The 26107-nt window shown below is 56.7% G+C and carries 29 protein-coding genes and 1 tRNA gene; 11 read left to right on the top strand and 19 right to left on the bottom strand.

Features of this window, described 5'->3' with window-relative positions:
- The 8 genes from hscA to trmJ all read right to left on the bottom strand — a co-directional run bounded on the left by hscA (position 1) and on the right by trmJ (position 6885).
- Complete coding sequence (hscA, locus tag ACI7MX_RS11765; protein ID WP_314492764.1) at positions 1–1863, bottom strand: Fe-S protein assembly chaperone HscA; 1863 nt, start codon at positions 1861–1863, stop codon at positions 1–3.
- A 50-nt stretch (positions 1864–1913) separates the two neighbouring features.
- Positions 1914–2435 (bottom strand): co-chaperone HscB, encoded by a 522-nt coding sequence (gene hscB, locus ACI7MX_RS11760; protein WP_405586557.1) that lies wholly within the window; start codon positions 2433–2435, stop codon positions 1914–1916.
- 8 nt (positions 2436–2443) lie between these two features.
- Positions 2444–2767 (bottom strand): iron-sulfur cluster assembly protein IscA, encoded by a 324-nt coding sequence (gene iscA / locus ACI7MX_RS11755; protein ID WP_016779604.1) that lies wholly within the window; start codon positions 2765–2767, stop codon positions 2444–2446.
- 67 nt (positions 2768–2834) lie between these two features.
- Positions 2835–3221 carry a Fe-S cluster assembly scaffold IscU gene (gene iscU / locus ACI7MX_RS11750; RefSeq protein ID WP_405586561.1) on the bottom strand — a complete coding sequence of 129 codons (387 nt, stop codon included), beginning with the start codon at positions 3219–3221 and terminating at the stop codon, positions 2835–2837.
- Positions 3222–3316: 95 nt separating this feature from the next.
- Positions 3317–4531: an IscS subfamily cysteine desulfurase gene (locus ACI7MX_RS11745; RefSeq protein ID WP_122784846.1), complete on the bottom strand. Its 1215-nt coding sequence runs from the start codon at positions 4529–4531 to the stop codon at positions 3317–3319.
- A gap of 49 nt (positions 4532–4580) precedes the next feature.
- The gene (iscR, locus tag ACI7MX_RS11740; protein WP_122784847.1) at positions 4581–5072 is read right to left on the bottom strand and encodes a Fe-S cluster assembly transcriptional regulator IscR; all 492 of its coding nucleotides are present in this window, start codon (positions 5070–5072) and stop codon (positions 4581–4583) included.
- A 263-nt stretch (positions 5073–5335) separates the two neighbouring features.
- Complete coding sequence (cysE, locus tag ACI7MX_RS11735) at positions 5336–6112, bottom strand: serine O-acetyltransferase (RefSeq protein WP_314492778.1); 777 nt, start codon at positions 6110–6112, stop codon at positions 5336–5338.
- Positions 6113–6114: 2 nt separating this feature from the next.
- Positions 6115–6885, bottom strand: coding sequence for a tRNA (cytosine(32)/uridine(32)-2'-O)-methyltransferase TrmJ (gene trmJ / locus ACI7MX_RS11730; RefSeq protein ID WP_339405809.1), 771 nt, complete (start codon positions 6883–6885; stop codon positions 6115–6117).
- Between the two features lie 144 nt (positions 6886–7029).
- On the opposite strand from trmJ, the gene suhB reads away from it, so the two are divergent.
- The gene (gene suhB, locus ACI7MX_RS11725) at positions 7030–7845 is read left to right on the top strand and encodes an inositol-phosphate phosphatase (protein ID WP_122784850.1); all 816 of its coding nucleotides are present in this window, start codon (positions 7030–7032) and stop codon (positions 7843–7845) included.
- 85 nt (positions 7846–7930) lie between these two features.
- On the opposite strand, the gene ACI7MX_RS11720 is transcribed toward suhB, so the two are convergent.
- From ACI7MX_RS11720 to queA, 6 genes are all read right to left on the bottom strand, one after another.
- Complete coding sequence (locus ACI7MX_RS11720) at positions 7931–8458, bottom strand: glycine zipper 2TM domain-containing protein (RefSeq protein ID WP_405586567.1); 528 nt, start codon at positions 8456–8458, stop codon at positions 7931–7933.
- A gap of 120 nt (positions 8459–8578) precedes the next feature.
- Positions 8579–9493 carry a protein translocase subunit SecF gene (secF, locus tag ACI7MX_RS11715; protein WP_405586570.1) on the bottom strand — a complete coding sequence of 305 codons (915 nt, stop codon included), beginning with the start codon at positions 9491–9493 and terminating at the stop codon, positions 8579–8581.
- Between the two features lie 9 nt (positions 9494–9502).
- Complete coding sequence (gene secD, locus ACI7MX_RS11710; protein WP_405586573.1) at positions 9503–11371, bottom strand: protein translocase subunit SecD; 1869 nt, start codon at positions 11369–11371, stop codon at positions 9503–9505.
- Between the two features lie 66 nt (positions 11372–11437).
- On the bottom strand, positions 11438–11776 hold the full coding sequence (gene yajC / locus ACI7MX_RS11705) for a preprotein translocase subunit YajC (protein WP_003443398.1): 339 nt from the start codon (positions 11774–11776) through the stop codon (positions 11438–11440).
- A 42-nt stretch (positions 11777–11818) separates the two neighbouring features.
- Positions 11819–12934 carry a tRNA guanosine(34) transglycosylase Tgt gene (tgt, locus tag ACI7MX_RS11700; protein WP_122784899.1) on the bottom strand — a complete coding sequence of 372 codons (1116 nt, stop codon included), beginning with the start codon at positions 12932–12934 and terminating at the stop codon, positions 11819–11821.
- An 11-nt stretch (positions 12935–12945) separates the two neighbouring features.
- Positions 12946–14007 carry a tRNA preQ1(34) S-adenosylmethionine ribosyltransferase-isomerase QueA gene (gene queA / locus ACI7MX_RS11695; protein ID WP_095001476.1) on the bottom strand — a complete coding sequence of 354 codons (1062 nt, stop codon included), beginning with the start codon at positions 14005–14007 and terminating at the stop codon, positions 12946–12948.
- Positions 14008–14113: 106 nt separating this feature from the next.
- On the opposite strand from queA, the gene ACI7MX_RS11690 reads away from it, so the two are divergent.
- A tRNA-Leu gene (locus ACI7MX_RS11690) sits at positions 14114–14198 on the top strand.
- A gap of 112 nt (positions 14199–14310) precedes the next feature.
- Complete coding sequence (locus ACI7MX_RS11685) at positions 14311–14640, top strand: hypothetical protein (RefSeq protein WP_405586578.1); 330 nt, start codon at positions 14311–14313, stop codon at positions 14638–14640.
- On the opposite strand, the gene ACI7MX_RS11680 is transcribed toward ACI7MX_RS11685, so the two are convergent.
- Positions 14641–15030 (bottom strand): c-type cytochrome, encoded by a 390-nt coding sequence (locus ACI7MX_RS11680; protein ID WP_405586581.1) that lies wholly within the window; start codon positions 15028–15030, stop codon positions 14641–14643. It abuts the gene before it with no gap.
- A 187-nt stretch (positions 15031–15217) separates the two neighbouring features.
- Here ACI7MX_RS11680 and ACI7MX_RS11675 point away from each other — a divergent pair, with 187 nt between their 5' ends.
- Positions 15218–15916, top strand: coding sequence for a pentapeptide repeat-containing protein (locus ACI7MX_RS11675; protein WP_314492717.1), 699 nt, complete (start codon positions 15218–15220; stop codon positions 15914–15916).
- Here ACI7MX_RS11675 and ACI7MX_RS11670 read toward each other — a convergent pair whose 3' ends face one another.
- A complete protein-coding gene (locus ACI7MX_RS11670) occupies positions 15917–16534 on the bottom strand; it encodes a LysE family translocator (protein ID WP_405586584.1) in 618 nt (205 codons plus the stop codon).
- Positions 16535–16671: 137 nt separating this feature from the next.
- Between ACI7MX_RS11670 and ACI7MX_RS11665 the strand changes: the two genes are divergently transcribed.
- Complete coding sequence (locus ACI7MX_RS11665; protein WP_314492723.1) at positions 16672–17124, top strand: Lrp/AsnC family transcriptional regulator; 453 nt, start codon at positions 16672–16674, stop codon at positions 17122–17124.
- A gap of 107 nt (positions 17125–17231) precedes the next feature.
- On the opposite strand, the gene ACI7MX_RS11660 is transcribed toward ACI7MX_RS11665, so the two are convergent.
- On the bottom strand, positions 17232–18155 hold the full coding sequence (locus tag ACI7MX_RS11660) for a LysR family transcriptional regulator (RefSeq protein WP_405586588.1): 924 nt from the start codon (positions 18153–18155) through the stop codon (positions 17232–17234).
- Positions 18156–18270: 115 nt separating this feature from the next.
- Between ACI7MX_RS11660 and ACI7MX_RS11655 the strand changes: the two genes are divergently transcribed.
- Positions 18271–19161, top strand: a complete 891-nt coding sequence (locus tag ACI7MX_RS11655; protein WP_405586591.1) for an SDR family oxidoreductase — start codon at positions 18271–18273, stop codon at positions 19159–19161.
- A 186-nt stretch (positions 19162–19347) separates the two neighbouring features.
- On the opposite strand, the gene ACI7MX_RS11650 is transcribed toward ACI7MX_RS11655, so the two are convergent.
- Positions 19348–20049 (bottom strand): CerR family C-terminal domain-containing protein, encoded by a 702-nt coding sequence (locus tag ACI7MX_RS11650; RefSeq protein WP_405586594.1) that lies wholly within the window; start codon positions 20047–20049, stop codon positions 19348–19350.
- Positions 20050–20156: 107 nt separating this feature from the next.
- Here ACI7MX_RS11650 and ACI7MX_RS11645 point away from each other — a divergent pair, with 107 nt between their 5' ends.
- The 5 genes from ACI7MX_RS11645 (at position 20157) to ACI7MX_RS11625 (ending at position 25266) form a co-directional block, all read left to right on the top strand.
- Positions 20157–21242 (top strand): HlyD family secretion protein, encoded by a 1086-nt coding sequence (locus ACI7MX_RS11645; RefSeq protein WP_405633898.1) that lies wholly within the window; start codon positions 20157–20159, stop codon positions 21240–21242.
- Positions 21235–22824, top strand: a complete 1590-nt coding sequence (locus tag ACI7MX_RS11640) for an MDR family MFS transporter (protein WP_405586600.1) — start codon at positions 21235–21237, stop codon at positions 22822–22824. The genes ACI7MX_RS11645 and ACI7MX_RS11640 overlap by 8 nt, the downstream gene beginning before the upstream one ends.
- Positions 22825–22826: 2 nt before the next feature.
- Positions 22827–24242 (top strand): TolC family protein, encoded by a 1416-nt coding sequence (locus ACI7MX_RS11635; protein WP_314491444.1) that lies wholly within the window; start codon positions 22827–22829, stop codon positions 24240–24242.
- A gap of 230 nt (positions 24243–24472) precedes the next feature.
- Complete coding sequence (locus ACI7MX_RS11630; RefSeq protein WP_405586603.1) at positions 24473–24772, top strand: hypothetical protein; 300 nt, start codon at positions 24473–24475, stop codon at positions 24770–24772.
- Positions 24769–25266, top strand: coding sequence for a hypothetical protein (locus ACI7MX_RS11625; RefSeq protein ID WP_314491450.1), 498 nt, complete (start codon positions 24769–24771; stop codon positions 25264–25266). Before ACI7MX_RS11630 ends, ACI7MX_RS11625 begins: the two co-directional genes overlap by 4 nt.
- Positions 25267–25307: 41 nt before the next feature.
- On the opposite strand, the gene ACI7MX_RS11620 is transcribed toward ACI7MX_RS11625, so the two are convergent.
- Positions 25308–25730, bottom strand: a complete 423-nt coding sequence (locus ACI7MX_RS11620) for a flagellar protein FlhE (protein WP_405586606.1) — start codon at positions 25728–25730, stop codon at positions 25308–25310.
- Positions 25731–26107: the final 377 nt, after the last annotated feature.

The raw sequence follows: 26107 nt of genomic DNA, 5'->3' as shown, positions 1-26107 counted from the left end.
TTATTCCTCGATTTCATTCAGGTTGCGCCCAGACAGGGCGGCTTTGACCGTCAAATCCATACGACGGGCAGCAAAGGCATCAGTGACTTGCGACAGACGCTTGGTCTGCTGCTCGATGGCGTAACCATCTGTGCCTTTCATCAATTCAGACAATTCTTGCATTTGCGCTTCGATGACCATGCGCTCTTCGGCGTCCAGCAAGCGATCACCGTCAACCTCTAGCGCTGACTGCACAGCCTCGATCAAACGCTGCGCATCGACCTGTTGCTCACGCAACACACGGGCCACTTTGTCATCACCTGCGTACTGGAACGAGTCTTTGAGCATCTTGGCAATTTCGCCATCGGTCAGACCGTAAGACGGCTTGACCTGAATGCTCGCCTCAACGCCCGAACCCAGCTCGCGAGCGGCAACGCTGAGCAAACCATCCGCATCGACCTGAAAGGTCACACGAATTTTGGCTGCGCCGGCCACCATCGGCGGAATGCCACGCAACTCAAAGCGTGCCAGGGAACGGCAGTCGCTAATCAGTTCACGCTCGCCTTGCAGCACATGAATCATCATGGCCGTCTGACCATCTTTGTAGGTCGTGAAATCCTGCGCACGGGCCACTGGAATCGTGGTGTTGCGCGGGATAACTTTCTCCATCAAGCCGCCCATGGTCTCAAGACCGAGCGACAATGGAATCACGTCCAGCAGCAACAGCTCGCCACCTTCACGCTTGTTACCCGCTAGGGTATCGGCCTGGATCGCAGCACCCATGGCCACCACTTGATCCGGGTCGATATCGGTCAGCGGCTCGCGACCAAACATTCCGGCGACGGCTTCACGAACACGCGGTACGCGGGTCGAACCGCCAACCATGACAACGGCCTGAACGTCTTCAATTTCGATATTGGCGTCGCGCACGGCGCGGCGGCAAGCCTTGAGGCTGCGTGCAACCATGGGCTCAATCAGCGCATCAAAGGCTTCACGGGTCAGCTCTGCACTCCACTCGCCAAAAGCAACCGTTACAGATGACGCATCAGTCAGCGCTTCTTTGGCAGCGCAAGCAGCCTGAAGCAAAGCGCGCTGAGTGCCGGGATCTAGATCAGCCGACAAGCCCGCCTGCTCGATCATCCAACCCGCAATGGCATGATCGAAATCATCGCCGCCCAACGCGCTATCACCACCCGTGGCCAGCACTTCAAACACACCGCCGGTCAGGCGCAGGATCGAAATATCGAACGTGCCTCCGCCCAGGTCATAAATAGCCACAACCCCTTCAGCCGACTGATCCAGCCCGTAAGCCACGGCCGCAGCGGTTGGCTCATTGAGCAAACGCAGCACATTGAGGCCTGCCAATTTGGCTGCATCTTTGGTGGCTTGACGCTGAGCGTCATCGAAATAGGCCGGAACGGTGATCACCGCACCCACCAATTCCCCGCCCAAGGTCTTTTCAGCGCGCTCACGCAGCACTTTCAGAATTTCAGCAGACACTTCAACCGGGCTTTTAGGCCCTTGCACGGTGTCGATAAACGGCATGTGCGACTCACCGCCAACAAAGCGATAAGGCAGCTGCTCGCCCAACTGCTTGACGTCAGACAAGCCGCGGCCCATCAAGCGTTTGACCGACAGGATGGTATTGAAAGGGTCGCTTGCGGCTGCCAGACGTGCCGACTCACCGACCTCGACGCGATCAGCGTGATAGCGAACGGCAGACGGTAAAATGACATTGCCATTTGCGTCAGCCAAGGGCTCGGAAAGACCGCTGCGCAATGCAGCGACCAACGAATTGGTAGTGCCCAAGTCGATCCCCACAGCCAGACGACGCTGGTGCGGTTGAGGACTTTGGCCGGGTTCGGCGATCTGCAGTAGGGCCATCGTAATCAGGACTTATCTGTAATCAGGCGTGCCATCAGGGAAGCACGGAGTTAATCGTCGAGGCGCTCTTCTAGCTGGCGCACTTCGTAAGTGAGCTTGTCGAGGAACTGCATGCGGCGCATCAGACGTTCAGCCTGCTCGCGTTGCGCAGCGTCATCCCAACAAGCAGCGAAGCTGTCATTCAGTTGATCCTGAGCGACTTTCAGTCGACGCTTGAATGCTGCAATACCCGCCATATCGGCGCTGTCCTGCAAATCTTCAAGTTCTTCGCGCCACTGCATTTGCTGCATCAGAAACTCGGGATCATGCACCGTGACTTCCAGCGGCAACTCCCCACCCTTCAATGCCAGCAGATAGCGCGCACGTTTGGACGGGTTTTTGAGCGTCTGATAAGCCTCATTGAGGCTGGCCGACTGCTCCAGCGCCAGGCGCTGCTCGCGCTCGGAAGCATCAGCAAAACGATCCGGGTGAACACCGCGCGCCAACTCTCGGTAGCGCACAGCGAGCTGATCGAGGTCCAGAACGAAACTCGGTTGCAGCTCAAACAAAGCAAAATGACAAGGAGTACCCACGACTAGCCTCAGATGTTGAAGCTTTCGCCGCAGCCACATTCGCCGCGCACGTTAGGGTTATTGAACTTGAAGCCCTCGTTCAGGCCTTCCTTGACGAAGTCCAGCTCAGTGCCGTCCAGGTAAGTCAGGCTCTTAGGATCAATGATCACTTTTTCGCCATGGGTTTCGAAGACCTGGTCTTCTTCGCCCACTTCATCGACAAACTCCAGCACATAGGCAAGACCGGAACAGCCTGTGGTGCGAACACCCAGACGAATCCCCTCACCTTTGCCGCGCCCGTCAAGGGAGCGGCGAATGTGTCGAGCAGCCGCTTCTGTCATGCTGATAGCCATCGTGACTCCTTACCTTTTGCCAGTCTCTTCACCACGCCTGCGCCATTAAAGACGCAAGCCATGCGGATCAGATCAAACCTTTCTTCAGCTTGTAATCGCGAACAGCCGCCTTGATGGCGTCTTCTGCGAGTACCGAGCAGTGAATTTTCACCGGAGGCAAAGCCAGTTCTTCGGCCAGCTGAGTGTTCTTGATGGTCTCTGCTTCATCCAGAGTCTTGCCCTTCATCCACTCGGTAGCCAGGGAGCTGGACGCAATTGCCGAACCGCAACCATAGGTCTTGAACTTGGCATCTTCAATGATGCCCTGCTCGTTAACCTTGATCTGCAAACGCATTACGTCGCCGCACGCCGGTGCGCCCACCATGCCGGTGCCAACATCCGGGTCTTCCGCGTCCATCTTGCCGACGTTGCGCGGGTTCTCGTAGTGGTCAATGACCTTTTCGCTGTAAGCCATGGTACTAATCCTCACTCATCAGAGAGTCGCTCTTCAGACGTTGTAAACGCTGCTTTGGCTGCGTTTACAACGCCTGTCTACGGCGACTTGAAATATCAGTGCGCCGCCCACTCGATTTTCGAGATGTCGATGCCGTCTTTGTACATGTCCCACAGCGGCGACAGAGCGCGCAGCTTGGTAACGGCCTCGCACACTTTCTGCGCGGCGTAGTCGATTTCTTCTTCGGTGGTGAACCGGCCGAAGGTGAAACGGATCGAGCTGTGTGCCAATTCGTCGTTGCGGCCCAGGGCGCGCAATACGTAGGACGGCTCAAGGGAAGCAGAGGTGCATGCCGAACCGGACGACACCGCCAGATCCTTGAGCGCCATGATCAGCGACTCGCCTTCAACGTAGTTGAAGCTCAGGTTCAGGTTGTGCGGTACGCGGTGAATCATGCTGCCGTTAACGTACAGCTCTTCAAGGTGTTCAACCTGCTTGAAGAAACGGTCGCTCAAGGCTTTGATTCGAATGTTTTCAGCGGCCATTTCTTCTTTGGCAATCTGGAACGCTTCGCCCATGCCCACGATCTGGTGGGTGGCCAAGGTGCCGGAACGCATGCCGCGCTCGTGACCGCCGCCGTGCATGGCGGCTTCAATACGTACGCGCGGTTTGCGACTTACGTACAGAGCACCAATGCCTTTAGGGCCGTAGGTTTTGTGAGCCGAGAAGGACATCAAGTCGACTTTCAGCTTGGCCAGGTCGATTTCAACCTTACCGGTGGACTGTGCCGCATCAACATGGAACAGCACGCCGCGCGAGCGAGTCAGCTCACCAATGGCAGCGATGTCGTTGATGGTGCCGATTTCGTTGTTCACATGCATGATCGACACCAGGATGGTGTCATCGCGCATGGCGGCTTCAACCATGGCAGGCGTAACCAGACCGTCTTCACCCGGCTCGATGTAGGTCACTTCAAAGCCTTCACGCTCCAGCTGACGCATGGTGTCGAGAACGGCTTTGTGCTCAATCTTGTCGGTGATCAGGTGCTTGCCTTTGGTGGCATAGAAATGCGCTGCACCTTTGATTGCCAGGTTGTTGGCCTCGGTTGCACCGGAGGTCCAGACAATTTCACGCGGGTCAGCGTTAACCAGGTCAGCGACCTGGCGACGACCGTTCTCAACCGCTTCTTCAGCTTTCCAGCCGAACACGTGAGAGCGCGAAGCCGGGTTACCGAAGTTCCCGTCAACCAGCAAGCAGTCGCTCATTTTTTGAGCAACACGCGGATCAACCGGGGTGGTGGCTGAGTAATCAAGGTAAATGGGCAATTTCATGGACTATCTCCTAAATCAGGCTGGCTGGCGCACCGTCGTTTTTATGCAATCACTCGACGGCGGACGCTTCGATCTTATCCAGGTGCGGCGCTTTGCCATTACAGCGGCGCTGATCCTGACGCTGGGCTACTTCTTGTACCTCACGGCGAGTAACAAGATCAGCCAAGCTGATACCGCTGAGAAATTCGTGGATTTGCAGGCTCAGGTCGCACCACAAGTGGTGGGTCAGGCACGTGTCACCGGCATGGCAATCGCCAAGCCCTTGGCAACGCGTGGCGTCGACAGATTCGTTGACCGCATCAATCACTTGAGCGACCTGAATACCTTGCATGTCACGCGACAGCCGATAGCCGCCGCCCGGCCCGCGCACGCTGGAAACCAGGCTGCTGCGGCGCAATTTGGCGAACAATTGCTCAAGGTAGGAAAGAGAAATGCCTTGGCGCTCGGAAATATCAGCCAGGGACACCGGCCCGTGCTGTGCGTGCAACGCCAAATCAAGCATTGCAGTAACGGCGTAACGGCCTTTTGTAGTCAGTCTCATGGACAGGTACCACGGAATTCGGAATGGAGGCGAGTATGCTATTCCCGACTATTTAAGTCAACTATTAGACCTAGCACTTTAGTCGGGATTACCCGCAAAACAGCGGCCGCATTGTAGCAGGGTCTGCGACGTAATGGCACACGGGCCACAGCAAACGCCCTGCTCACCGTCGTAGACTTCAATAAGGGTTGCAGGAATCTCCTGCAGCCCAAAAAGCACGGCCGCTTCGCGCCCGATCGCAGCCTGCGGCAGCGGCTACAAGCCTACACGGCCTGACTTTCGTCCTTGCCTTTAACGCAGGCAAAGTCTTCTTCACGCAGCTCAGGAAGATCCTGCGCGCAATAAGGACTGCCCAAATCCTTCAGAGCGCCGCACATACCCTCAAGCTTGCCGTCAACCGCTTGAAGATGATCCAGCAATTGGGCAATCGCTCGCGCCACCGGATCTGGCATGTCTTCACCCACACCATAGGCATCAAAGCCGATTTTTTCAGCCATCGCCTTGCGCTTGGCTTCGACCGCATCGTCACTTTTGACAATGATACGACCCGGAATCCCTACTACCGTCGCGCCGGCAGGCACAGGCTTGGTGACTACCGCATTGGAACCGACCTTGGCGCCAGCACCCACGGTAAACGGCCCCAGCACCTTGGCACCCGCACCGACCACCACACCATTTTCCAGCGTTGGGTGACGCTTGCCTTTATTCCAACTGGTACCGCCCAGCGTCACCCCCTGGTACAGCGTCACGTCATCACCGATCTCGGCAGTCTCACCAATCACAATACCCATGCCGTGATCAATGAAGAAACGGCGCCCGACTTTGGCCCCAGGATGAATCTCGATACCGGTCAACCAACGCCCGAAATTCGACACCAGGCGCGCCAACCATTTCCAGCCCGCCCCCCACAACACAGCCGACAGGCGATGAATCCAGATGGCATGCATGCCCGGATAGCAGGTCAGCACCTCGAAAGCATTTCGCGCCGCAGGATCACGATGAAACACACTTTGAATATCTTCACGCAGACGCTCAAACATGATCAATCCTTGCGCTTGAGCAGCTCGCCGCGGGCTGCTTTTTGGGTTTCAGTGAGAATGCCACGCAAAATATTCATCTCCGCCCGACTGACCGAACTGCGGCCATACAGTCGGCGTAAACGCGCCATCAAATGACGCGGCTTCTCAGGGTCCATAAACTCAATGGCAACCAGTGTCTGCTCCAGGTGCTCGTAAAAGCGCTCCAGCTCATCCATGGTCGCTAGCTCCCCACTTTTGGTGGAGGCCACTTCTTCTTTTTCGACCTTGCTGGGCTGGCCCTGAGCCGCCAACCAGGCCATGCGAATCTCATAGCTCAACACCTGAACAGCCGCACCCAGGTTCAGGGAGCTGAACTCAGGGTCTGAAGGGATGTGCACATGAAAGTGGCAACGCTGCAGCTCGTCGTTCGTGAGGCCGGAGTCTTCACGACCAAACACCAAGGCGATTTCTGCACCGTTAGCGGCCTCGGCCACGACTTTTTGCCCGCACTCACGCGGATCCAGCAGCGGCCAGGGAATACGGCGATCACGCGCACTGGTGCCCAGCACCAGATTGCAGCCCACCAACGCATCCTCAAGCGTGGCGACGACTTGCGCATTTTCTAGAATATCGCCCGCCCCAGAAGCACGCGCATCGGCTTCATGGTGCGGAAATACTCGGGGCTCAACCAGCACCAGACGCGACAAGCCCATGTTTTTCATGGCGCGCGCAGCACCGCCGATGTTCCCGGGATGGCTGGTATTGACCAGAACGACACGAATATTAGGCAACAAAGGAAGCGCTCACAGGCCAGCAAAAGGGAACAAATCTTACCTAACGAAAACGCCATAAGCTACGAAAGCTAACGCAAACCTTCATCTACTAAAGTTTTCTGATAGAATATTCGGCTTTCTTTAACAACCTTAGGTGAAACGTCCATGCAGCCCATGCTGAATATCGCGCTGCGCGCCGCCCGCAGCGCCAGTGAATTGATTTTCCGCTCCATCGAGCGCCTGGATACCATTAAGGTTGACGAAAAAGACGCCAAGGATTACGTCTCTGAAGTCGATCGTGCGGCCGAACAGAAAATCATCGACGCCCTGCGCAAGGCTTACCCGACGCACGGCATCCTCGGTGAAGAAACCGGCTTGCACCCAGGCAGCGGTGAAGGTGAAGACTACCTGTGGATCATCGACCCACTGGATGGCACCACCAACTTCCTGCGCGGCGTTCCACACTTCGCCGTCAGCATCGCCTGCAAATACCGCGGCCGCCTAGAGCACGCCGTGGTTCTGGATCCGGTTCGCCAGGAAGAGTTCACCGCCAGCCGTGGCCGTGGCGCTCAACTGAACGGTCGCCGCCTGCGTGTCAGCGGTCGCACCAGCCTGGAAGGCGCATTGCTGGGTACGGGTTTCCCGTTCCGCGACAACCAGATGGATAACCTCGAAAACTACCTGGGCATGTTCCGCAGCCTGGTTGGTCAAACCGCCGGCATCCGCCGCGCAGGCGCCGCCAGCCTGGATCTGGCTTACGTGGCTGCTGGTCGTTTCGATGCATTCTGGGAGTCAGGCCTGTCCGAGTGGGACATGGCCGCAGGCGCACTGCTGATTCAAGAAGCAGGCGGCCTGGTCAGCGACTTCACCGGTAGCCACGATTTCCTTGAAAAAGGCCACATCGTTGCTGGCAACACCAAATGCTTCAAAGCAGTTCTGACTGCAATCCAGCCTCACCTGCCGGCTTCGCTGAAACGCTAAGCGAAACCCACAGACAAAAAAGCACCCTTAAAGGGTGCTTTTTTTTGGCTTGCGGTTTCCGAGCTGGAAACTGCAAATCCCGAACTTAATTCAAAATCAGGTTGCCCTGCTTATCCACGGCAATCTCACTGCCCGGCTCACGATCCATCCGCACCTTGCCTTCCTTGCCGTTTAAGGAATAGCGCACGTCATAACCAACGACCTTTTGACTGATGTCGTTGACAGTATTGCAGCGTGTTTGGGTCGTGGTGTAGGTATCGCGGTTCTGCATACCTTCCTGAACCTTGTTACCGGCATATCCACCGCCCACCGCACCGGCAACAGTAGCAATCTTCTTGCCGCTACCGCCACCTATCTGATTACCCAGCAAACCGCCCGCCACCGCGCCAATCACGCTACCGACGATTTGATGCTGATCCTTGACCGGCGCTTGTCGCGTCACAGCCACTTCCTTGCACACTTCTCGCGGCGTCTTGATCTGCTGATTGACCGGAACAACCGCCAACACCTGCGCAGCATCAGGGGATTTAACCAAGCTGTAGGTCGCAAAAGCACCTCCGGCAGTCACACCGACAGCACCCAAAACAGCACCAACCAGCAAAGACTTGTTCACGCGAACCTCCAGACCATCACACGTGGGGACAGTCCCACACCAATCCTGGAGTTGGAGCATAAAAAAAGGCGCGAGTTCAATACTCGCGCCTTTTTGTTACGGCTTTGAGATAACTAACCGTTAAGGACGGTCATCGACCTCTTTCTCGCTCGCTGCAGGCGGAATCAAATCCTCAGCACTGAGGTTCAGCCAGATCAATACCACGTTGGCGATGTAAATCGACGAGTAAGTACCCGCCAACACACCCACGAACAAGGCAATCGAGAAGCCCCACAGGTTATCGCCACCAAAGATCAGCAGTGCAGCGATCGCCAGCAGGGTGGAGATGGACGTTGCCATGGTGCGCAGCAGGGTTTGCGTGGTCGAGATGTTGATGTTCTCGATCAGGCTGGCCTTGCGCAGCACCCGGAAGTTCTCACGAACCCGGTCAAATACCACGATGGTGTCGTTGAGCGAGTAGCCGATGATTGCCAGCACCGCCGCCAACACCGTCAGGTCAAAGGTGATCTGGAACCACGACAGCACGCCCATGGTGACGATCACGTCATGCACCAGCGACACAATGGCGCCAACCGCGAACTTCCACTGAAAGCGGAAAGCCAGGTAGAGCATGATGCCGCCCAGCGCCATCAGCATGCCAAGGCCGCCTTGATCGCGAAGCTCTTCACCCACTTGCGGGCCCACAAACTCAACCCGCTTGATCACCGCAGGGTTGCTGGTATCTGCCTGACCCAATGCGGCGGCCACCTTGTTGCCGAGCAACGGATCATCACCGGGCATACGCACCAGCAAGTCTGTGGTCGCACCAAAGCTCTGCACTACCGCGTCATGAAAACCCGCCGTAGCCAGCTCATTACGCACCTTGGTCAGGTCAGCTGGCTTTTCGTAGGTCAGCTCGATGAGCGTACCGCCGGTGAAGTCCAGGCCGTAGTTCATGCCCTTGTGGAACATGCTGAACAATGCCAGCACGGTAAGCACTACAGTGACGCCGAACGCAACGTTGCGAACGCCCATGAAGTTGATTGTACGTAACATGGCAGCCCCTTAAATCCACAACTTCTTGAAGTCCCGACCGCCATACACCAGGTTGACCATTGCGCGGGTCACCATAATGGCCGTGAACATCGAGGTAAAGATCCCGAGGGACATGGTCACCGCAAAGCCTTTAACCGGCCCGGTACCCATGGCAAAGAGAATCCCGCCGACCAACAGGGTTGTCAGGTTGGAGTCAACAATGGCCGTAAAGGCACGGTTGAAACCTTCGTTGATTGCCCGTTGCGGGGTCATGCCATTAGCCATTTCCTCACGAATCCGCGAGAAGATCAGCACGTTGGCATCGACCGCCATACCCATCGTCAATACGATACCGGCGATACCTGGCAGGGTCAGTGTTGCCCCCAGCACCGACATCAAGGCCAGCAGCAAGACCATGTTGCCCGCCAGTGCCACCGTCGCAATCACACCGAAGAAGCGGTAGATGGCAATGATGAAGATCGACACGAACAGCATGCCCCACAGCGATGCATCAATACCCTTGGTGATGTTGTCAGCACCCAGGCTCGGGCCAATGGTGCGCTCTTCAGCGAAGTACATCGGCGCTGCCAGACCACCAGCACGCAGCAACAGCGCGAGCTCGGAAGCCTCACCCTGGCCATTCAGACCGGTAATCCGGAACTGACTGCCCAGCGGCGACTGAATGGTCGCCAGGCTGATGATCTTCTTGTCTTCCTTGAAGGTCTGTACCGGCACTTCTTTCTCGACACCGTCTACCACTTGCTTGGTGTACGTCGTCACCGGGCGCTGCTCGATGAAGATAACCGCCATGCTGCGACCGACGTTGCTGCGAGTTGAACGGCTCATCAGCTCACCACCATGACCATCAAGCTTGATGTTCACTTGTGGACGGCCGTGCTCGTCAAAGCCCGCCTGAGCATCGGTCACCTGGTCACCGGTGATGATCAGGCCACGCTCGATTTGCGCGGCAGGACGATTGCCTTCACGGAACTCGAAGGTCTCGGAAGTGGCTTTGGATGCGCCCGGCTCTGCAGCCAGACGGAACTCAAGGTTGGCTGTCTTGCCCAGAATACGCTTGGCTTCTGCGGTGTCTTGCACGCCCGGCAATTCAACCACGATGCGGTTGGCACCCTGACGCTGAACCAAAGGCTCGGCAACACCCAACTCGTTGACCCGGTTACGGACCGTTGTCAGGTTTTGCTTGATGGAATATTCACGGATTTCCGCCAGCTTGGCCGGGGTCATCGCCAGACGCAGAACTGGCTGGCCGTTAAGGTCCGCTGTCGTTACGTCAAAGTCATTGAAGTTCTTGCGGATCAGGCTACGCGCTTGCTCAAGGACAGCTTCATCAGTGAAACCCAGCTGAATGGCACCATTGAGTTGCGGCAGGCTGCGATAACGCACTTTCTCTTTACGAAGCAGGCTTTTGACATCGCTTTCGTACACTTTCATGCGTGCATCGACAGCTTTGTCCATGTCCACTTCCAGCAGGAAGTGCACACCACCCGACAAGTCCAGACCCAACTTCATTGGGTGAGCGCCCAGGCTACGCAGCCATTGCGGCGTGGTCTGTGCCAAGTTAAGCGCTACAACATAGTCGTCGCCCAGGGTCTTGCGTACAACATCCTTGGCGGGTAACTGGTCGTCTTTCTTCTCCAGTCGCAGCAAGCCACCCTTGCCGTTCTCGGATAACGTAGCTGCCTTGACGGCAATGCCAGCTTGCGCCAACGCCTTGCTTGCACGATCCAGATCAGCTTGAGTGACCTGCAACGCAGTGCTCGCACCCGAAATCTGGATCGCCGGGTCATCTGGGTACAGATTGGGAGCGGAATAAATAAAACCGATCGCCAGCACAGCCAGGATCAGAATGTATTTCCACAGAGGGTATTTGTTCAGCATCAATCACGCCGCCCGCTTAAAACGCGGGGCGCCTTGCGCGCCCCGTCGATTGTTAAAAGTTGAAACTTAGATCGCTTTCAGCGTGCCTTTAGGCAACGTGGCTGCAACAGAGCCTTTCTGAATTTTCAGCTCGACAGTGTCAGACACTTCGATCACAACAAATGCATCGGAAACCTTGACGATTTTGCCGGCAATGCCGCCAGTCGTTACGATCTCGTCGCCTTTTTGCAGGTTACCCAACAGGGCTTTCTGCTCTTTGGCGCGCTTGGCCTGTGGACGCCAGATCATCAGATAGAAGATGACCAGGAAACCCACCAGGAAAATCCATTCAAAACCACCACCCATAGGGCCAGCAGCGGCAGGTGCAGCAGCGTCCGCGAAAGCGGAAGAGATGAAAAAGCTCATTAAGCACTCCAGTTGCATTGTTGTTTCTTAAAGGTCGTAATTTCAGTCCAGGGGCGGCACAGGAAGCCCGCGCTTGGCATAGAAGGCGTCGACAAAGGTGGCCAATGTACCCTGTTGAATAGCCTCGCGCAAACCAGCCATGAGCACCTGATAGTGCCGCAAATTGTGGATGGTATTGAGCATGCTCCCCAACATTTCACCGCACTTGTCCAGATGATGCAGATAAGCGCGGGAGAAGTTCTGGCAGGTGTAACAATCGCAGGTCGGATCCAGCGGCGAATCATCATGGCGATGGAACGCATTACGGATCTTGATCACACCCGTATCGATAAACAAATGCCCGTTGCGGGCGTTGCGGGTTGGCATCACGCAATCGAACATGTCCACACCGCGGCGCACACCCTCAACCAGATCTTCAGGCTTGCCAACTCCCATAAGGTAACGAGGTTTGTCAGCAGGCATCATCGCCGGCAGGTAATCCAGCACTTTGATCATTTCGTGCTTGGGCTCGCCCACCGACAACCCGCCAATGGCCAGGCCATCAAAGCCGATCTTGTTCAGGCCTTCGAGCGAGCGTTCGCGCAGGTTCTGGTGCATGCCGCCCTGAACGATACCGAACAAAGCTGCGGTGTTATCACCATGAGCGTTCTTGGAGCGCTGCGCCCAGCGCAACGACAGTTCCATGGACACGCGCGCTACATCTTCATCCGCCGGGTACGGCGTGCACTCGTCGAAAATCATCACGACGTCGGAGCCAAGGTCACGCTGAACCTGCATCGACTCTTCCGGCCCCATAAACACTTTGGCGCCGTCTACCGGTGATGCAAAGGTCACGCCCTCTTCCTTGATCTTGCGCATGGCGCCCAGGCTGAACACCTGAAAACCACCCGAGTCAGTCAGGATCGGCCCTTGCCACTTCATGAAGTCGTGCAGATCGCCGTGCTTCTTGATCACTTCAGTGCCAGGGCGCAGCCACAGGTGAAAAGTGTTGCCCAAAATCATCTGCGCGCCGATGGCTTCAATATCACGCGGCAGCATGCCCTTGACCGTGCCATAGGTGCCTACAGGCATAAAGGCCGGGGTTTCAACCACACCACGCGGGAAGGTCAAACGACCGCGACGCGCCTTGCCATCAGTGGCAAGCAGCTCGAAAGACATACGACAGTTGCTCATGCTTGATCCTCTGGGGCCGGGGCAGGAGCCGTCGGCGCAGGATTGCGGGTGATGAACATTGCATCACCGTAACTAAAGAAGCGGTACCCATGCTCAACCGCAGCCTTATAGGCCGCCATAGTTTCGGGATAACCGGCGAACGCCGAAACCAGCATCAACAGCGTGGATTCCGGCAAATGGAAATTGGTCACCAGCGCATCGACCACATGGAAAGGCCGACCGGGGAAAATAAAGATATCGGTGTCACCACTGAACGGCTTGAGCACACCATCACGTGCCGCGCTCTCAAGCGAACGAACACTGGTGGTGCCCACCGCAATCACGCGACCGCCGCGTGCACGGCATGCGGCTACGGCATCCACCACATCCTGACCGACCTCAAGCCACTCAGTGTGCATATGGTGATCTTCAAGACGCTCGACCCGTACAGGCTGGAACGTACCCGCGCCCACGTGCAGGGTCACAAATGCAGTCTCGACACCCTTGGCGGCAATGGCTTGCATCAACGGCTCATCGAAATGCAGACCCGCTGTGGGGGCAGCTACTGCGCCCAGTCGCTGAGCGTAAACCGTCTGATAACGCTCGCGATCCGAACCTTCGTCCGGGCGATCGATATAAGGCGGCAACGGCATGTGCCCGACACGGTCCAGCAGCGGCAACACCTCTTCGGCAAAGCCCAACTCGAACAACGCATCGTGGCGTGCCAGCATCTCGGCTTCGCCGCCGCCATCAATCAGGATTTTCGAGCCTGGTTTGGGCGACTTGCTGGAGCGCACATGCGCCAGCACCCGATGACTGTCGAGCACCCGCTCAACCAGAATTTCCAGCTTGCCGCCCGACGCCTTTTGGCCGAACAAACGGGCTGGAATCACCCGGGTATTGTTAAACACCATCAAATCGCCCGGGCGTAAATGCTCAAGCAAATCAGTAAATTGACGATGTGCCAGTGCCCCGCTCTCCCCATCAAGGGTCAGCAGGCGACTGTTGCGGCGCTCCGCCAAAGGATGGCGTGCGATGAGTGAATCAGGGAGCTCGAAAGTAAAGTCAGCAACGCGCATGATAGGTTTCGTCTAGCAGGGCCGGGGAGTTTAACGGACTTAGTAAAAATAGACCAATAAGTTGTTGACCGACCTCAACCTCATCTCTATACTTCGCCGCCATTGAGCCCTGATGGCGGAATTGGTAGACGCGGCGGATTCAAAATCCGTTTTCGAAAGAAGTGGGAGTTCGAGTCTCCCTCGGGGCACCAAACAAAGATCTCAAGGTGCTGCTCAATGCACCTTGAATACAAAAAAACCGGCCACTAGCGCCGGTTTTTTTGTGCCTGCGATTTAGCCCCGTCACTGACTGGAACCCGTCCCATGGATTCGCCTCTGGAAACCGTCGCCCTGTACGCCCTCAAACTGGCTTATGAGCCCGAAGGGGCAAGCCCGCTGTTGCGCGACGACCCGGCAATGGCTCAATACCAGCGCGAAGTCTTTGCCCTGCTGCTGCGCAACGGCGATGTCGACGCCATTCAGCTCAAGCTCAGCCAATGCCTTGAGGTGGCGCTGATTGCCCTGGGCGGCGCGGGGACTGTGATGGGCAGGGAGCTGAATAAGCTGTCCGCTCAGGTCGCTGATGCTCAGACGCTCGAACAACTGCACCTACCTTTGGCCCATCTCAAGGACTACTTGAAAGCCATTCAGTGATCAGTGGTCTTGAAACTTCTCGATGTACGCCAGGATGTTGTCGATTTTTTCCGGGTCACTGATGCCCCAGAAAATCATTCGGGTGCCCTTGACCACTTTCTTCGGCGCTTCGATATAGGCCGCCAGTTTGTCTCGTGTCCACACCACACCGGAATTCTTCATGGCGTCTGAGTACAGATAGGTCGGTGAAGTCCCAGCCGCGCGTCCAATCACGCCATTGAGCTGCGGGCCAAAACCGTCCCGCGCGTTTTCGCCAATGCTGTGACAGCCTCCGCACATTTTGTTGTACAACCTCTCGCCCGCTTCGGCATCGCCAGCGGCCAAGGCCACCGTGCTGTTAAAGAACGCAGCGAGGCTTAGAACAGCGGTCAATAACAGCGCTTTTTGCATGAGTGCTTCCACATTCAGGTATCTGACCAAGCGGCAATCTTACAGGGCCTCGATCCGGTCAGCGCACGCAAAACGCTGACTCGGATCAAGGATTGTTGCTCACAAAAGGCGCTCGCGATCAATATTGATGAATAACGTTCGTTGACCCACTATGGCCTCTGTTCATCTGAACCCATTGCGAGGCGTCATGCTTTCTGAAAACGATTACGTCACCGTTGACGCCACTGTATTGGGCGAAACAACCCTTGCGGACTTCATTAAAGACGTTCGCCGTCCAGTTCGCTTTCAGAGCATTGATTTCAGCGGGCAAGACTTGTCCCGTCTAAACCTGAGTCACTCACGCTTTGAGCGCTGCCTCTTTGGCGACACCAATCTGACGGCGGCCGACCTTTCCAACACTCACTGGCAAAGCTGTCGAGCAGCCCAGGCGGTGTTTCGTTCTGCAACGCTGGAAGAAGCGGTGTTTGTTAATTGCGACTTGAACAATACCCTTTGGCAACGCAGCAAGCTGGCCCACGCCTTATTCGAAGGCTGTAAATTAACCGGAGCCAATTTCGTAGACAGCTCTACTCTGGGGCTCGTGTTCAAAGACTGCGTGTTGCGCAGTGCCGTCCTGTCGGGACTGTCCTTCTACAAAACCGAGCTGCACAATCTGGATTTCGCCGAAGCCGACCTGAGCTATTGCGACTTTCGCCAGGCGGTTTTTGTTGAAGGCGGCAGTCTTTCCCTCGCTCGGGTCAACAATGCGCGCTTTGATCAAGCCGACTTGCGAGAAGCCAGCCTGCACGGGCTCCACCTCACCGACGCCAAACTGTTCAAGGGCGCGATTATCTCCAAATCTCAAGCCGGCATGCTGCTGGCCGGCCTCGGGTTGCACGTTCTGTAATCAATGCAACATCTGCTCCGCCAACAACACCAGCGCAATGATGACCATCAACACCCCAGAGACCCGACTGACGGTTTTCGCAGCACTGGGCCGGGTCTGCAATACCGCTTGAGCACTGAAGCCCACCAGCAGATAGACCACCGCACAACTCAACGCATGCAAAGCGCCCAAGGCCAAGAGTTGCGCCGGGATCGGCCAGTTCGATAACGGGTCGGTGAATTGCGGCAACAGCGCCAGAAACAGCAATAAAACCTTGGGATTCATGCCACTGACGCACGCGCCCTTCCAGACCCAGCGAGACCAGGAATCCTCGATCTGCGCCTGCCCCTCTTCGGGGGCAGATGGCTGGCGAACCATCGCAATGCCCAGCCACAGCAGATACAGAGCACCGGCCAAGGTGAGCAGCGACAAGACCACCGGGCTTTTGGCGAGCAACGCGCCCACGCCCGCCGCCACCAACAGCGTTGCCAGCAAATGCCCCGACAGCAACCCCGCAACCGCAGGTGCGACGCGGCGCTCGCGCATACCGGCTGAAATGGCGTAAGCCCAGTCTGCGCCGGGGGTAATGATGAACAGAAACGACACCACCCAAAAGGCGGCCACAATGCTGAGAGTCACAGGATGCCTACCTTCTACGCGCCGAGTGCGTCACACCTGATGTGGCGAACGCTATGTGTAGAAGAATAGGGAAATGCTGGTAGGATTATCTTTCGTTTATACCAAGACCACCTAACCAGACTGGAAGGTTCTTCTGCATGGATCGTATTGACCGAAAGATTCTTGCGCAGCTGCACGCGGACGGCCGGCTTTCTCTCACTGAACTGGCTGAGCGGGTAGGTTTGAGCCTTTCACCTTGCCATCGACGGGTACGGGCACTGGAAGAATCAGGGGTGATTTTGGGGTATCGCGCACTGTTAGCGCCCAAAGAGCTGGGCCTTGGTTTTTCAGCGATCGTGTTCGTGACCTTACGCGAAGTAACGCGTCAGGCGATTACCGACTTTGAAGCCGCTTTGCTGGAGGTCCCTCAGATCGTCGAAGCACAGCGGCTGTTTGGCGACCCGGACTACCTGCTGCAAGTGATCACCAAAGACCTTGCAGCCTTTCAGCAGCTCTATGATGAGTCCCTGACCTCACTGCCCAACGTCCAAAGGCTGGTCTCGACGCTGGTCATGAAAAACGTCATCAATGACCGGGTGTTGCCGCTGTAGCCGCAGGCTGCGATCGGGCGCGAAACGCCCGCAAACCGGGGGTCTTAGGTATGTCTGGGTTTACGGCGGCGGTGCCGCCGATCGCAGCCTTCGTTCCTCGACAGCGGCTACAGCGTCTGTATACCGCCGGCCAACCCCTGTGCCAACGCATCGAGAAAAACACGCACTTTGGGCAGATCCTGACGGTTTTTTGGCCACACTAGATGGATCGGCAACCCCTCACTGGCCAACTGCGGCAGTACTTCGACCAAGGAGCCGTCAGCCAGTGGTTGCTTGATCAGCCAGGTTGGCAACTGGGCAATACCGCACCCGGCCACAACCGCCATTACCTGCCCTTCGCCATCACCCACGATGTACTGGGCGGGCATGACCCGTCGCTCAATCTCGCCCGGTCGGGTACCCGCAAAACGCCACGGGCTGACCGTCCCGTCTGCCAAACCATAAGCGACACACTGGTGATGCTCCAGATCACGATCAGTCGCAGGTGTGCCGTGGACGCTCAAATACGACGGGGCAGCACAAAACACATGCCGCTCACTGCCCAGGTAGTGATGTTCCAGCGTCGCCGGCCAGACCTGTGGCCCACCGACCCGCACCACAATATCGACGCCCTCTTCCACCGGGTCGATAAAGCGATCCGAAAACGAGATATGCGGCAACAACAGCGCATGCGCATGCACACAACGCAGAATCACCGGCAATGCCAACAAACGGCCGAACGCTGCTGGCAAATCAATGCGCACTCGCCCCCGCGGCACGGTGTTTTGCACATGCAAGGCCAGCTCGGCCTCTTCCAGTTCAGCCAATACGCCAGTGCAGGTTCGATAGAACGCGCTGCCCGCATCGGTCAGGGCCAAGCGCCGTGTTGTGCGCTCAAACAAACGCACCTGTAACCGGTCTTCAAGACGGGCGATAGCTTTGCTGATCGCCGATGCCGTCAAATTCAAGCGCTCGGCCGCAGCCCGAAAACTGCCTGCATCCGCGACACAGACAAACACATCAATGCCTTTCAAGCGCTCCGAAGAAAACATACCGGCCCCTATTCATGAATTCAGTTCACGTGATTGAGTAAAAGGTATCGCAAATAAGCGCTCATTTCCCCAGTAAGCTGATTCACTTCTATTTATTCACAAAACAGGCTGATCGATGACTTCGCAAAAACCCACGGTTTTAATCACCGGCGCCACCGGCCAGATTGGCGGCGATACCCTGCGCAACCTACTGGAGGATGACAGCATCACGCTGGTGGCAGCGGTACGCTCTGCAGCCAAAGCCAAACCTTTTGAAGCGCTGGGCATCCGCACCGTCATGCTCGACTTCGACAAGGAAGAGACACTGGCACCGGCCTTACAGGGCATTGACCGCGCCTTGCTGGTCACGGGCTATACGGTGGATATGCTGCGCCAAAGCAAAGCGTTCCTTGATCAAGCGAAAAAAGCCGGCGTGCAGCACATCGTGCACCTGGGCGCCTGCGGGCGGGACGACACCACCATCGGCCACTGGGCCTGGCACCAGTTTGTAGAGCGCTACATCGAATGGTGCGGCTTCTCGTTCACCCACTTGCGGCCCGAGTGCTTTATGCAAAACCTGCTCAGCTACGATGGCACCCAAGCCGTTAAAAACGGGGTGATCGAGCAATACACCGGCGACGCACGTTTCAGTTGGGTGGACGGCGAAGACGTTGCCCGCGTTGCAGCGCAGACGCTACTGCATCCACAAAAACATGGCGGCAAAACCTATCGCTTGGGCTACGACGTGCAATCCTACGGGGACATCGCCGCCATCATGACCCGCGTGCTGGGTCAGCCGTTCCGCTATGACGCCCAATCGCCGGATGTGTTTCTGGAAAACATGCGCGCAGCCGGGGCCGAAATGGCTTACATGACCTGCGTACACGACAACTTCACCCGTATGGCCGCACGGCAGATCCCCGGTGTTGAAGAAACCTTCGACAACTTCCCAGAGATCACTGGCCGCCAGCCCGTGCGCTGGGAAGACTTTGTGCAAAAGCACCGCAGCGCGTTTGTTTATTCCTGAGCCCGCTGGATCGCAAAATTGTTCCAGGACTGGCTGACTTATAAATCCCGTAGCAGTTGCCGCAGGCTGCGTTCGACAGCGCAGCCGGCGGAAATACAGGCAGTTCGGATCGGCAATTCACCTCCGGTAACTGGTTACGATTGCTACGCAGCCATCGGCAGTTGCTACAGGGGCGCTCAGCTGCGACTAGGATTGTTTGATCAGCCCGCGCAGCAAGGTTTCGGTCTGCTCGCGCACGATCTTCATCAGCAACGCGTACCGCTCTGGCGTTAACGCGTCCCAGCCCAGTGACTTGAGGGAGCTGTTACGTGTCAGGTGAAATGGCAGCAACTGGCCGGTCAGCGTCATGCAACGCAGGCTGCACTCTTCGTCACTCGCCTCTGGGCCCATGAGTCGCGAGATGATGCCGCTGGTTACACCAATGATGCGCTGACCAATGCGTTGGCTGACCACTTCTTCATTCGCGCTGGGGCCCAAACCTGCTTGTTCGCGCGCGTAAAATTTACGCCAGCTATTGGTGCGATTGGAGAGCAGCATGAATTCAGCAATCTTGCTCTGCACCGCGCAGAAAGTCTCAATCAGTTGTTCACTGTCCGGTCGCCCGCCCAGTTGCGCCTGAGCCGCTTCGATGGTGGGTGCCAGATAGTCCCAGATGCGCTCGACCATGTACTCGGTACAGGCCCGGTAGACCCCTTCCTTGTTCTTGAAGTAGTAATTCAATGCCGGCGCATTCACGCCCGCCAGCTCGGCAATATCGCGAGTGGATGCACCGTCGTACCCCCGCTCGCCAAACAGGTTCAGGGCCGCTTCGATAATCCGTGCGCTGGTTTCATCCCCACAGGTGTAGCCGCCTTCGCTGGCAGGTCGGCGCCGGTGAATGCTGGTCATGGGTCTCTCCTTGATCAATGAAGTCGCGAGTTTGCCTGAATTTATATCGATTGACATAATTTTACCGATCGTAATAATTGTTACAGACGCTAACAATTGAGATCATCATGACCGCACATCAACCCCTCGATGAACCGACCCAGCTGCGGCCATCACGACGCAGGTCCTTGAAAAAAATGCTTTTGCGAGGATTTGGATTGGCCGCTCTGGTCGGTGCAGCGGTGTGGGGAGCGCACTGGTGGAGCGTGGGGCGATTTATTGAAAGCACCAACGACGCTTATTTGCAGGCTGATAGTCTGAGCGTGTCAGCGAAAATCTCGGGCACGGTGAGTGAGGTGTATGTCACTGACAATCAGACTGTCAGTGTCGGTCAGCCACTGGTGCGCCTCGATGTTCGGCCCTATCAGGCAGCGCGGGAAAAATCCGAAGCGGCCATTCGTGCCGCACAGGCTGATATTGCTCGGGGCGAGGCGGAACTGGAGCAGCACACCGCTTCGATTGCCCAGGTACAGGCGCAACTCGACGGAGAAATTGCCAACGAGCAATACGCCGCCGCACAGGTCAAACGTTACGCGCCACTGGCCCAAAGTGGTGCCGAGACGCAAGAACGCATGGCCGAGCTGCGCAATGCCCTGCGTCAGGCCAGTGCTCAACGGGCAGCTCAGGCCGCCGCCCTGAACGTGGCCCAACGTCAGTTGCACACTCAACGCGCCGCCATCGAACAGGCCCGCGCGCAGTTAGCCAGTGCGCAGGCCAGCACCCGTCAAAGCACACTCGATGAGCAAGACACCGTGGTTTACAGCACGCTGGACGGACGGGTGGGCAGCCGTTCGGTGCGGGTGGGCCAATACCTGCAACCCGGCACCCGGCTGATGACCATCGTGCCGATCAATGAGGTGTACCTCACCGCCAATTTCAAGGAAACCCAGATCGAGCGCATGCACCCCGGTCAGACCGTCGCGGTGCACATTGATGCCTGGCCGGGGGTTGAGTTTGAAGGCGTGATCGAAAGCCTGTCACCCGGCACCGGCTCGCAATTTGCCTTGCTGCCGTCCAACAATGCCACCGGCAACTTCACCAAAATCGTTCAGCGAGTGCCTGTGCGCATTCGTCTGCACGCTTCACCCGACGCCAGCATCGAATGGATGCCGGGATTGTCAGCCACGGCCGACGTCGATACTCGTCGTGGCTAATGCAGCCGCTGCACCCGCAGCGCTCAATCCCCCTCAGGCAAATGCCAGCACCAGCGACTGGATCGTAGTCTTTGCAGGTGCGTTGGGGGCGTTAATGGCCACACTGGACATCTCCATCACCAACGCCGCGCTGCCGCAGATTCAGGGCCAGATTGGTGCCTCGGGCACGGAAGGCACGTGGATTTCAACCGGCTATTTAATGGCCGAAATTGTCATGATCCCGCTGACCGCGTGGCTGACGCGGGTGTTTGGTCTGCGCAACTTTCTGATCGGCAACGCCATTCTGTTCAGTGTGTTTTCAATCCTCTGCGGCCTCAGCGAAACCTTGCCGCAAATGGTCATCGGCCGACTCGGCCAAGGCTTCGCGGGCGGTGCCATGATCCCAACGGCGCAAGTGCTGGTGGCCACCCGCTTGCCGCGTCATCAAATGCCCATCGGCATGACGATATTCGGCCTGATCGTGCTGCTCGGCCCGCTATTGGGGCCTGTGTTGGGCGGCACCTTGACCGAGAATTTCAGCTGGCGCTGGTGCTTCTTCTTGAATATTCCGGTGTGCGCCCTGCTGCTGGTCATGCTGAGTCATGGCCTGAAAAAAAGTACGAGCAGCTGGCAAGCCTTTATCAACGCCGACTGGTTGGGGATTATTGGCCTGACCCTGGGCTTGAGTGCCATGACCGTGGTGCTGGAAGAAGGCAACCGCGAGCGCTGGTTCGAGTCCTCGCACATCATTGCACTGAGCCTGCTGGCCGTGGCCGGGATTGCCCTGCTGCTGTATGCACAGAAACTCACCCAAACGCCGATCGTGCGCCTCAGATTGTTGCTCAACCCACGCTTTGCCAGTGTGATCGCGATTGTCTTTGTGGTCGGCTGCGGGCTGTACTGCGTGGCCTTTGTGTTGCCGCAGTTTCTCAGCAATATCGCGGGTTTCAACGCTCAACAATCGGGTGCAGTGATGCTGATGTCAGGCCTGCCAGCCTTCTTGATGATGCCGATTCTGCCGCGCCTGATCGGCCGCGTAGACACCCGCCTTTTGGTGATGGCAGGCCTGGGCTGTCTGGCCAGCAGTTGTTTACTGGCCACGGGACTGACGGCTGACAGTGTGGGCGACAATTTCACCCGCACTCAATTACTGCTGGGGCTGGGCCAAGTGCTGGCGATGATGCCGCTCAATCAGGCGTCTATGAGCTGTGTGCCGCCCCATGAAGCGGGCGAAGCGGCCGGTATTTACAACATGGCGCGCAACCTCGGCGGCTCGGTGGGGCTGGCGTTGCTGGGCACCTTTATCGAACGGCGCAGCAGTTTCCATGACGACACCCTGCGCGATGCCGTGAACGTGCAATCCGTCGAAGCGCAAAACCACCTTGCCACGGCGACCCAAGGCTTTTTCGCTGAACACGGCGATCTTGCCCATGCCCAGCTTCAAGCCTTGGGCCAACTGGCCAGTCAAATTCAAGTGCAGGCGCAAGTGATGACCTACAGCGAAACCTTTTACGTGCTCGGCATCGCTTTACTGCTGTGCCTGCCCCTGGCCTTCTTTTTGAAAAAGCCGCCTGCCGGTACGCCCTTGAGCACAGGACACTGACCATGATCGCGAGCAAATCCCTGAGCCTGCTGTGCCCGCTGTTGCTGGTGGGCTGCACCCTTGGCCCGGACTACCACGCCGCGCCCGACAGCACGCTGCAAGGCACGGCCTTTCAACGTCAAGTACCCGGCACTCGGGCCGGTACGCCACAGGTTGCCGAGTGGTGGCGCGACCTCAATGATCCGCTGCTCAATGAGCTGATCGACAGCAGCCTGCGCAACAGCCCCGATCTGCACGCTGCGGCAGCGCGCTTGCGTCAGGCCCGCGCCGGCCTGTCAGAAAAGCGCAGTGACCTGCTGCCAAACAGTTCGGCCACGGCGGCAGCTTTGTACACCGGCTCGGGGGACAAAAACACCGACGCCACGCACCTGTACCTGAGCGGTTTTGACGCCAGCTGGGAGCTGGATATGTTCGGCGGCGGACGCCGTGCCGTTGAAGCGGCCAGCGCCGAAGCCGATGCCGTACAGGCCGACCTCGCTGACGCCCATGTGCAACTGGCGGCTGAAGTCGGCCAAGCGTATGTCGGCCTGCGCGACCAGCAGCAGCGCCTGCTTATTGCCCGCGAGTCCGAAACACTGGAGCGGCAGTTGCTCGACTTTACCGAGCAACGTTTGACCCAAGGCACGGCGTCGGAGCTGGATCGTGAACGCATTGCCACTCAAGTAGAGACCACCCGGGCCGCCTCCATTGCACTGGAACTGGAGGTGATCGAATCCCTCGATGAACTGGCCGTGCTTAGCGGTCTGCCGCCCGGTGCACTGGACACCCGCTTGCAGCAGCAAACGGCCCTGCCCGTACTGCCCGCCACGGTCAACATCGGCGACCCTGCGCACCTGCTTCAACAACGCCCGGACATCCGCGCCGCCGAACGTCGGCTGGCCTCCAGTACCGCGCAAATCGGGGAACGCAAGGCAGCGGCTTTTCCCAAAGTCAGCCTGTTTGGCTCCCTGAGTTTCAGCGCCAGCGAGCCGGGCCATTTACTGCGCAAAGATAACCTCAGCGCGCTGGGCGTGCCGTACCTGCAATGGAACTGGTTGGATTTTGGCCGGGTACAGGCGCAGGTCACCCAAGCCGAAGCCGGACGCGATGAAGCCTTGGCCACCTACCGCAGCAGCGTGCTTGGCGCTTTGCGCGATGCTGACGTGGCACTGGCACGCTATGGCAATGAACGTCAACGTCGCAGCACCCTTGGCCGGGTCGAGAGCAGCGCCGTGCGCGCCTCCCAACTGACCGATCAACGTTACCGTGCGGGCACCAGCAGTGTGCTGGACTGGCTCGACGCCGAACGCACTCGCTACCGGGCCGAACAGGATCGGGTTCACAGCGACGGCCAACTGATCAAGGACTACATAGCTCTGCAAAAGAGTCTTGGGTTAGGGTGGCGCTCCCAATCCACTCGGCACTGTTGCAAAACATGAAACGTCCTACCCGTGTTAATTAATTAACCTTACAAACAACGTCTTTAACTTACACACCCATACCGGCAAGTATTAGCCGCAAGCTGCCAATACTTGCCAATCTTTAAACCTGTTAGTTGTAGAACGCGTTGATTTATTGCCCTTATGAAGACGGCCACTGAGTCCACACACATCATTTATTGAACATGGCACCGTCTTTGCTCTCCTGATAAAAACAACAGGAGCAATGCATGATGGAAAAACTAACAAAACCTACGTTATTACAGCTCTCCTCTCAAAGACCGGCTGCCCTCGAAAGAATCCCTGAACCCCGGTCAAATCGTTTTTCCCAACTATTGAGTGATACAACGGATCGCGCAAAGGAAAAACCTGCGATCGTCGCCTGCTCAACGCTCTGCAAGTCAGTGACGCCACGTTCAACTCGCTTCGCGAACAGCCTGAATATTGAACAGCGAACATCCACGGTAGATGACAAAGACTTCTTGCTCATGCCTGCAGCATTAGAGAGTATGCGAAGGGCTGTAAAATGACCGATCTCAACGTTCCCCCCTTACAGAACTTCACCCCACTCGGCGTACGCTATAAAAGAACGTCATTAGCCCAAACATCACCCAGCGAGACCTTCGCGCAGGCACTGAAAAAGACTACACATAAAAAAGAAATACCCCACCACGAAAGGACAGATACCAGAGTTGGATTGCTAAAACAGGAGATTATGGCTGAGACGGAAAACGATTCGAAAAAAGCAGCGCTGTTGGCTGAAGTCTATGCTTACCGATCCTTGACTTGCGAGGTCGTAGACCTGTTTGACTACCCAGTAATACGTTACTGGGCTACCGGCGAAATTGTGACATCTGAGTCCAAGGCTTATTTTCAGGAAACATGGAGTCGCATGCAAATAAAAAGGACTGACCTCTATCAAGCAGAGCTTTCAAAGGGTACACCTGCAGTCAAAATCCTTGAAAAAATATTAAGCTTCAATGATGCCCTTCCTCAGAAATTTCGGGACATCACTAATTGGTAGTTCAAGACTCCCTCCCTGCGCGCAGGGAGGGAACCTGTGAATCACCAATTGACCGTGATGTGTCCCAGCTGGCCAGCAAGTGGGACCCTACCTGCATTGCCAACCCTTAGAGCATAATAAAATTTACGACTTGCCAACACCTTACTAAAACGCGCTGTTGACCCTACTCGCTGACGCGATATATCTAAACAGGCGCCACTCGCGTGGCATATGTAGACTTCCAATCCTTGGGGCCAACCTACCACGCTCCAGTTCCAACTCACATTGCTCACCGTCGCGGCAGAAGGCGCATGCCTACTGACTGGCAAATCAGCCGTATAAAGATAGCCTTTGGAATGAATAACCGGCAAAGCGACCGAGGATTGATAATTTCCAGCCAGTGCATTATTAACCAAAACTATACATGTCAAACAAAATAGCAATACTGTGCGAAGCCAATACCACTTTATATAATTAAAATCCATTTATTCACCTAATCCATTTTATTTAAGAAAACGAGAACCTTGAGTAGCTCATAATTTTTTGTTATCGAGCTCGACAACCAGACATTAGTAGACTGGCAGTCAAGATCAACCCCTTTAAGTGCGTACTACATACTTTTAGGAAAAGACGCAGATTTCTGAAGGTCACAAACACAATAAACCTTACAAATGACCGGACGCAAAGAAGTGAGTGCAACACCTCGCCCACGCTAAGTTTGCGTCATGTCCAATACATAACGCAGCATTGAAGAACGCGGGGGCCTTCAAGACGGGCAATACAAGCAACTCACTCAGCTCTAACAGCCCGGATGCTGGGTCGTAGCCGTTTGCTACGCCGCACCCGATTTATTGCGAACCAA

The sequence above is a fragment of the Pseudomonas sp. 2024-210 genome (genome assembly GCF_045062345.1).
Lineage (GTDB): Bacteria > Pseudomonadota > Gammaproteobacteria > Pseudomonadales > Pseudomonadaceae > Aquipseudomonas.
The sequence above is the reverse complement of the archived record's forward strand: the minus strand, read 5'-3'. Positions and strand labels throughout refer to the sequence as shown.